This window comes from Halorubrum tibetense, from assembly GCF_042661865.1.
Taxonomy (GTDB): Archaea; Halobacteriota; Halobacteria; order Halobacteriales; family Haloferacaceae; genus Halorubrum; species Halorubrum tibetense.
In genome coordinates this window covers 1-7,452 of sequence record NZ_JBHSWW010000112.1, presented here as the reverse complement: position 1 = coordinate 7,452, position 7,452 = coordinate 1, and the positions used below count along the sequence as shown (strand labels likewise).

At 65.7% G+C, this 7,452-nt stretch carries 7 protein-coding genes; 1 reads left to right on the top strand and 6 read right to left on the bottom strand.

The genetic code is table 11. The annotated features are described in order from the left end of the window. Positions 1-666: MATE family efflux transporter (locus tag ACFQEU_RS08790; RefSeq protein WP_379781271.1), on the top strand; the 666-nt coding region annotated here is incomplete at its 5' end. A 145-nt stretch (positions 667-811) separates the two neighbouring features. Here the strand turns inward: ACFQEU_RS08790 and ACFQEU_RS08785 are convergent. From ACFQEU_RS08785 to acs, 6 genes are all read right to left on the bottom strand, one after another. Further along, on the bottom strand, positions 812-1,993 hold the full coding sequence (locus tag ACFQEU_RS08785) for an alcohol dehydrogenase catalytic domain-containing protein (protein ID WP_379781277.1): 1,182 nt from the start codon (positions 1,991-1,993) through the stop codon (positions 812-814). A gap of 168 nt (positions 1,994-2,161) precedes the next feature. After that, positions 2,162-2,422 carry a hypothetical protein gene (locus ACFQEU_RS08780; protein ID WP_379781269.1) on the bottom strand — a complete coding sequence of 87 codons (261 nt, stop codon included), beginning with the start codon at positions 2,420-2,422 and terminating at the stop codon, positions 2,162-2,164. Positions 2,423-2,491: 69 nt separating this feature from the next. Beyond that, positions 2,492-2,953: a universal stress protein gene (locus ACFQEU_RS08775; protein WP_379781266.1), complete on the bottom strand. Its 462-nt coding sequence runs from the start codon at positions 2,951-2,953 to the stop codon at positions 2,492-2,494. Positions 2,954-2,955: 2 nt separating this feature from the next. Beyond that, on the bottom strand, positions 2,956-4,638 hold the full coding sequence (locus tag ACFQEU_RS08770) for a VC_2705 family sodium/solute symporter (RefSeq protein WP_379781275.1): 1,683 nt from the start codon (positions 4,636-4,638) through the stop codon (positions 2,956-2,958). 17 nt (positions 4,639-4,655) lie between these two features. After that, a complete protein-coding gene (locus ACFQEU_RS08765; RefSeq protein WP_379781264.1) occupies positions 4,656-5,123 on the bottom strand; it encodes a DUF4212 domain-containing protein in 468 nt (155 codons plus the stop codon). Between the two features lie 120 nt (positions 5,124-5,243). Beyond that, complete coding sequence (gene acs / locus ACFQEU_RS08760) at positions 5,244-7,235, bottom strand: acetate--CoA ligase (protein ID WP_379781273.1); 1,992 nt, start codon at positions 7,233-7,235, stop codon at positions 5,244-5,246. Positions 7,236-7,452: the final 217 nt, after the last annotated feature.

Sequence of the window (7,452 nt, the reverse complement as noted above, 5' to 3'; positions counted from 1 at the left end):
GCCGCGACCGCGGCGTACGGGATCGGCGTTCGACTGATGTCCGTCTCGTGGTCGGTCGCGGGCGCGGTCGGGCAGGCGACGGCGACGGGCGTCGGACAGAACCTCGGCGCGAACGCTCCCGATCGTGCGGCGGCAGTCACCCGTGCCGCCACCGCGGGAACGATGCTCCTCCTTGCCGTCGCTGGCGGGTTGGTTTGGCTGTTCCCCGCGGCCGCCATGGGCGTCTTCGTCGACGACCCCGAGACGATCGCCGAGGGTGTCGTCTTCCTCCGGATCGTCGCACTCTCCTGGGCGTTCTTCGGCGGGCTCATGGTGATCCAGGGCGGGTTCCGCGGCGCGGGGAACACCGGGATCGCGATGGTGCTCTCGATGCTCTCGCGATGGGTGTTCAGGATCCCGCTGGCCGCGCTGCTGGCGTTCGGGGCGGTGAGCGTCACGTTCGGCGGGGTCGAAGTCGGTCCGATCGCGGTCCCGGAGATAGCGCTGGGGTACACCGGACTCGACTGGGGCGTCGCGGGGCTCTGGTGGGCGTACGCGGCCGCCGCAGTCGCCTCGTTCGTCGTCGGCGTTGCGTGGTTCCTCAGGGGGACGTGGCGAGAGGGCGTGATCGAGGACGACGAGGAAGCGGCGGAGAAGGGGTCCGTCGCGGGCACGACGGACGACTGAGCACGCCGCGGTGACCTATTTAAACCCTCAGGAGGAGAGACGCTCTGTCCCGTTTTCGGTCAGTGGCAGTTCGAGGGTGGATTTCGGGCGTCGGTATCGCAACACGTGCGATCGGATGTTTATAAGTGAACGAGCGGTGTCGCGTTCAGTCGAACTCGGTGACGACTTCGATCCCGTCGACGCCGTACCCGTCCATGGCCGCGAGGCGGTCCGAAACCTCCGAGAGGGCCAGCTCGCGGCTGACGAGGTCTCCCGGGTCGATCCCGGTCGCCTCGATGAGATCGAAGAGGGCGTCGTAGTTACTCGGCGGCATCCCGCGCGAGCCGACGAACGACACCTCCCAGCGCGTCATCCGGTCCGTCGGCAACGAGACCTCGCCGCGTTCGGCGTCCGTCGTCAGGCCGATCTGGACGTGCGTGCCCCGTGGACGGACCGAGCGCACCGAGTTCCGACACGTCTCGGCGATTCCGAGCGCATCGACGGAGATGTCGACGCCGCCATCCGTGAGTTCGCGGATCCGGTTGGGAACTGACGCGTCGACGTCGTTGGCGTTGGCGTCGGCGTCGTTGGCGTCGGCGTCGTTGGCGTCGGCGTCGTTAGCGTCGGCGTCGTTAGCGTCGTCAGTGCCGTCGCTGATAGAATCGCCGTCGTCGGCCGAATGTGGGGAAACGAGCTCGTCGGCACCGAGCGCGGCGGCCCGGTCCAGCGCGTCGTCGTCGATGTCGACTGCGACGACATGGGCCCCGAGCGCACGTCCGATCTGGACCGCGGAGAGCCCGACACCACCACACCCGTGGACCGCGAGACTCTCGCCCGCGGCCAGTTCGGCACGCTCGGCGAGCGCGTGATACGCGGTCATGTATCGACAGCCGAGCGCCGCCGCGTCGCGTGCGGAGAGCCATGACGGTCGTTCGACGAGATTGTAGTCGGCGTTCGGGACGGCGACCCGTTCCGCGAACGCGCCGGGGGTATCGGATTCGAACCCGAGCGCCCGGCCGTCCGAACACACGTTCCCGTATCCTTGCCGACAGTACTCACAGGTTCCATCGCCGAGCGAGAAGGGAACGACGACGCGATCGCCGGGCGCGAACCGTTCGACGGCTTCGCCGACGGCGACGACCTCCCCCGCGGGTTCGTGGCCGAGGATCTGTCCCCGAGGGACCCTATCGTCCGCCCATTCGCCGTGGCCCTTCCACGCGTGCCAGTCGCTCCGACAGACCCCACAGGCCTCGACGCGAACGACGACGCCGTCCCGATCCGGATCGGGGTCCGGCACGTCCCGAAGGGTCAGCGGTTCCCCGTGCTCCCGAAGCACTGCGGCGTGCATGTCCGTCGATTCGACCGGTCGCATGAAAGAGGTATGCCCTCCGAAACGACCCGATGCGTTCGGGGAGCACGGCGAGACGGATCGGACGGACCCGTGTCGAGGGGACGAACAAACCCGTGTCGAGGGGACGAACAAACCCGAGTTCCGATGAACCGTCACCGTCCTCGCTCAGCGGTTTTCTTTCGCGATCTCAAGGGAGATGAAGAACCCGAAGTACGCAGGGATCCCAGTCAGCATGAACATGTAGTACGCCCAGGTCGGCGCGTCGACGAAGACGAAATCGAACAGCAGCGAGACGAGCGTCACCCACGCGAGCGCGAACACGAGGTCGTGAAACATACCAGTGCGGTTCTCGGAGACGTGCGAGCGGAGGCGATCCGCGATGCTCGGGTCGGGATCGTCCGCCTCCGGTGTGTTCGTGTCGGTCATGAGCGTGTCTCGGGGCGAGACAGGGTCGGTCTTTCGGGATCGGTTCGGGTGTTCGAGGTGAGGGGCTCGCTACCGCCCCTCGACGTAGTCGACGACGAACACCGGGACGTGTGTCGACCGGAGGGTGCGCTCCGTGACGCTGCCCAGCAACGCGCGACGGACGCCGGAGCGACCGTGGCTCCCCATCACGATGAGGTCGATGTCGTTGTTCCGTGCGTAGTTGGCGATCACGTCGTGGGGCTGACCGCCCGCGTGTCGTTCGACGAACTCGAGTCCCGCTTCCTCGGCCCGATCTCGGACGAAATCGGTCGCTTCCGCGGCGTCCTCGGCGAGTTCGGTCATCTCGCCGAACTTCCCCTGACGGATCCGGTCTACTTGCTCGGTCCCGAGACTGTACGCGACCATGTCCGTATCGGCCACGAACAGGGCATGCACTTCCGCGCCGTACTTTTCGGCCAGATCGATCGCGTGGTGGACCGCGTTGTTCGCCACGTCGCTGCCGTCGGTCGGAACGAGTATCTTGTCGTACATGATCAGTCGTCCGCGGGTGCGTCGTCGATCTTCTCGGAAACGACCTGTGCGGCCGTCTTGTCCTTCGGCATCGGTTCAGGGCTGTGACACTGGCGGACCATCCGCTTGGTCCGCAGCGGCGGCTCGTCGGTGACGTACGAGACGAAGATCGTGATCGCGAACACGAGCGGCACGCCGATCAGTCCGGACCCAACCGCGGGCATCCACGTCTCGAGGAACCCGATCCCCAGACCCGCCCCCCCGTTGACCAGCCCGAATTGGCCCTCGTTGAACATGGGGATGAACCAAATGACGATCCCGCTCGTCATGCCGGCGAGCGCGCCCGGACGGTTCGTGTTCTCCCACCAGAGCCCGAGGAAGAACATCGGGAACAACACGATCGCGGCCAGCGAGAACGCGAAGGAGACGAGCGCGGCGATCGGTGCCTGCGGGTTGAGTGCGAACAGGATCGTCAAGAGTCCGATCCCGACGATGCTCAGCCGACCGACGAGCACCTGCTGGCGCTGGGTCGCGTCCTCGTTGATGATGTTCGCGTAGATGTCGTGGGAGATCGCCGACGAGGCGGCGATGAACAGCCCCGCCGTCGTCGCGACGGCGGCCGCGATGCCGCCCGCGGCAACGAACCCGACCAGCCACGTCGGGAGGTTCGCGAGCTGGGCGGCGAGCACGACGATGACGTCGGCTGCGGCCTCGCTCATACCTGGATCACCGTACGTCGGGCCGAACGGCGAGTTGGTGTACAGGTCGGTCCCGAACGCCGCGAACGCGGGCGCGGAGAGGTACAGCACGGCGATGAAGAACAACCCCCAGGTGCAGGACCACCGGGCGGTCCGCTCGTTCTCGACGGTGTAGAACCGGACGAGCACGTGTGGCAGCCCACAGGTGCCGAACGCGAGGCTGAAACAGGTCGCGATCCAGAGGTAGTAGCTGCCGCCGGCGAACGGTGCGGAGAACTCGGTGCTCAGCTCGCTTATCAACATCCCGTACTCGATCTGCGGGAGGATCGTCGAGTACCCGGCCGACCATCCCGTGGCCAGCAGGCCGATGAGGAACGCGCCGATGAGGATGACGTACTGGAGCGCCATGTTCTTCGTCGCACCGAGCATCCCTGAGAGGGTGAGGTACGCGATGGTGACGAGCATGAACAGCACCATCATCGCCTGGTAGGCGCTGAGTCCCGGCAGGGCGATCACGTTGTTGATATCGCCGAGGACGTACATCCCGACGAGGCCCATGCCGCGCGCCTGTCCGAGCGCGTAGACGAACCCGATAAGGAACGTCGTGATCGCCGCGAGCGCGCGGGCGGTGTCGGAGTTGAACCGGTCGCCCACGAAGTCGGGCGCGGTGTACTTCCCGAACCGCCGCATCTGCGCGGCCATGAAGATGAGCAGCACGAAGTACCCCGTCGTCCAGCCGACGACGTACGCGAGCCCGTACACGCCGGAAAGAGCGATGAGGGCCGCCATCCCGAGGTACGACGCTGCGGACATCCAGTTCGCACCGATCGCCATCCCGTTCTCGATGTTCCCGATCGAGCGTCCGGCGACCCACATGTCGTCGGTGTCGGCGACCTTGAACGCGAACCCGACCGCGAGGAACAGCGCCATCATTGAGACGACGATGACACCTGGAACGAGCTTGAATCCGATGTCGAGTCCCTCCGGAAGCAGTTCGTCGGCCTGCATGAGGACGGCCGTGGGAGTCACTCCTCGACACCCCCGTCAGCGGCCGCCGCGGCGTCCGTGTCGCCACCTGCGGCCCGCGCCTCGTTGTCGACCTGCTCGATCCCGTACTTCTCGTCGATCGCGTCCCGCTTTTTCGCGTACCACACCGAAAGCAGCAGGGCGGCCGTCGGACCGCCGATAGCGATCGAGAAGTAGTGGAACGGGAACCCGATCACCGGCATCGCGGTCGTCATCAGGTCGGGCGCGATTCGGGTCGCCGTGATCGGCCCGAACGTGGTGACAACCCAGACGGCGAAGCCGATCCAGATCACCCGAAGGTGGTCCTTCATAAACGGCGTCGCCGGATTCAAGAGGTTGATCTCCACTTCGAGGTAGTCCATCTCCTGTTCTCGTTGCACGTCGCTGGCACCGCCGTCGGTCCGGAGGCGCTCGTCGTCCTCGTGGTGGCTTCCCACGGAAGCCGACTGTGAGTTGTTGTCTGTCATGGATCGTGTGTTGGCTGATCTCGTGTCGATTCGAGTGGTTTCGACTCGTCTCGTAACGGAACGTTTCGATCGGACGGGATGAAATCGGGACCGCCGACTGGAGTGTCCCTGGCCCGCCGGTCAGTTACCTACCTGCTTCTGGATATCGTCGACGATCTCGGGGTTCCGAAGCGTGCTGGTGTTCCCGATCTCCTCGCCGTCCGCGATGTTCTCCAAGAGTCGGCGCATGATCTTCCCGGACCGAGTCTTCGGGAGGTCGGGTGTGAACACGACTTGTTCCGGCCGCGCGATCGGTCCGATCGCGTCCTCGACGCCGGCGATGATCCGCTCACGCAGGTCGTCGTCCCCCTCGTAGCCGTCCTCGGTGATGACGTACGCGTACACGGCCTCGCCTTTGATGTCGTGGTTCCCGCCCACGACCGCCGCCTCGGCGACTCCCTCGACGCCGACGATGGCCGACTCGATCTCCATGGTTCCGAGTCGATGGCCGGAAACGTTGATCACGTCGTCGACCCGTCCGAGCACGGTGATGTAGCCGTCCTCGTCGATCTTCGCGCCGTCCTCCGGGAAGTACACCCAGTCGTCGGGATCGTCGCTGTCCGTGTCGGAGTACTCCGCCCAGTACTCGTTGATGAACCGCTCGTCGTTGCGGTACAGCGTGCGGAGCATACCGGGCCACGGCTTGTTGACCGTGAGATAGCCGGCCTGTCCGGGCTCGACCTCCTCGCCCATCGTGTCGACGATCCGGACGTCGACGCCGGGCAGCGGCGGGCCGGCCGCCCCGGGTTTCATGTCCTTGAGTCCAGGGAGCGTGGTGATCATCATTCCGCCGGTCTCCGTCTGCCACCACGTGTCGACGACGGGACACTCCTCGTCGCCGATGTGTGTGTAGTACCACTTCCACGCGCGCGGATTGATCGGCTCGCCGACCGTCCCGAGCAGCCGCAGCGAGGAGAGGTCGTGCCGGTCGGGGAACTCCGTGCCCCACTTCATGAACGCCCGGATCGCGGTCGGGGCCGTGTACAGCTGGGTCGCGTCGTACTCGTCGACGATCTCCCACAGCCGGTCCTGTTCGGGATGGTCCGGCGTCCCCTCGTACATCATCGTGGTCGTGCCGAGCGCGAGCGGGCCGTAGACGATGTACGAGTGGCCGGTTATCCAGCCGATGTCGGCCGAACAGAAGTACGTGTCTTCCGGCTTGATGTCGAGGACCGCCTGTGAGGTCCACGACACCCACGAGAGGTAGCCGCCCGTCGTGTGTTTCACGCCCTTCGGCTTCCCCGTCGTGCCGGAGGTGTACATCAGGAACAGCATGTCCTCCGCGTCGCGAGTGACCGGGTCGACGTCCGCGCCGGCGTGTTCCTCGACCAGCGTGTCGTAATCGAGCTGGTCGTCCCCGAGGTCGTGACCGAAGTCGTCGTCGTTGGGACCGAGGCGGTCGACGACGACCGTCGTCGTCTCCCCCTCGACGCCCGCGAGTCCCTCGTTCGCCTTGTCGAGGTGGTCGAGCGGGTCGCCGCGGCGGTAGTAGCCGTCACAGGTGACGAGGTACTCGGAGTCCGCCGCGTTCATCCGCGTCGCGAGCGCGTCCGCGGAGAAGCCGGCGAACACGACGCTATGGGGCGCGCCGATCCGGGCACAGGCCAACATCGCCACCGGCAGCTCCGGGATCATCGGCATGTACATGGTGACGACATCGTCCTCCTCGACGCCCTGTGCGCGCAGCGCGGCCGCGAACTCGTTCACTTCGCGATGGAGCTGCTCGTAGGTGTACGTCCGGTTCGCCTCGTCGACCGGCTCGCCCACCCACTCGATGGCGACCTCGTCGCCGCGGTCCTCGAGGTGACGGTCCAGACAGTTCGCGGAGGCGTTCAGCTCCCCATCGGTGAACCACTCGAAAAATGGCGGGTTCGAGTCGTCGAGCACTTGGTCGTAGTCGGTCTCCCAGTCGAGGAGCTCGGCCGCGGCCTCCCAACACTCGGGCCAGTTCTCCTCGAACTCCTCGTACACGTCGGGATCGGTGACGTTCGCGCCCGATACGAACGAGTCGGACGGCTCGAACACCTCCCCCTCCGCGAGTCTCGCTTCCAGTTGACCGTCTTCGGCTGTCATGTGTACGGTCATACACAGCGAACACCCCCACATAAACAACCACCCTAAATACGAAAAACCATGAAGGATCCGCTTCGATCCGTAGGGTTCTACGACCGGGTCGTCCGCAGTTCGGCCTCGAGTACGTGTTTAGCCCGGGCTGATTTCGTCACTGTCTCGTAGATAGAGACACGCGGGGGACACATGGTCCGTCAGCAGGAATCGGGAATGCCTTCTC

Bases quoted from the DNA above. Each gene is read 5' to 3' on its own strand.
- ACFQEU_RS08785 (WP_379781277.1), bottom strand. From the start codon at position 1,993: ATGCACGCCGCAGTGCTTCGGGAGCACGGGGAACCGCTGACCCTTCGG.
- ACFQEU_RS08780 (WP_379781269.1), bottom strand. From the start codon at position 2,422: ATGACCGACACGAACACACCGGAGGCGGACGATCCCGACCCGAGCATC.
- ACFQEU_RS08775 (WP_379781266.1), bottom strand. From the start codon at position 2,953: ATGTACGACAAGATACTCGTTCCGACCGACGGCAGCGACGTGGCGAAC.
- ACFQEU_RS08770 (WP_379781275.1), bottom strand. From the start codon at position 4,638: ATGCAGGCCGACGAACTGCTTCCGGAGGGACTCGACATCGGATTCAAG.
- ACFQEU_RS08765 (WP_379781264.1), bottom strand. From the start codon at position 5,123: ATGACAGACAACAACTCACAGTCGGCTTCCGTGGGAAGCCACCACGAG.
- acs (WP_379781273.1), bottom strand. From the start codon at position 7,235: ATGACAGCCGAAGACGGTCAACTGGAAGCGAGACTCGCGGAGGGGGAG.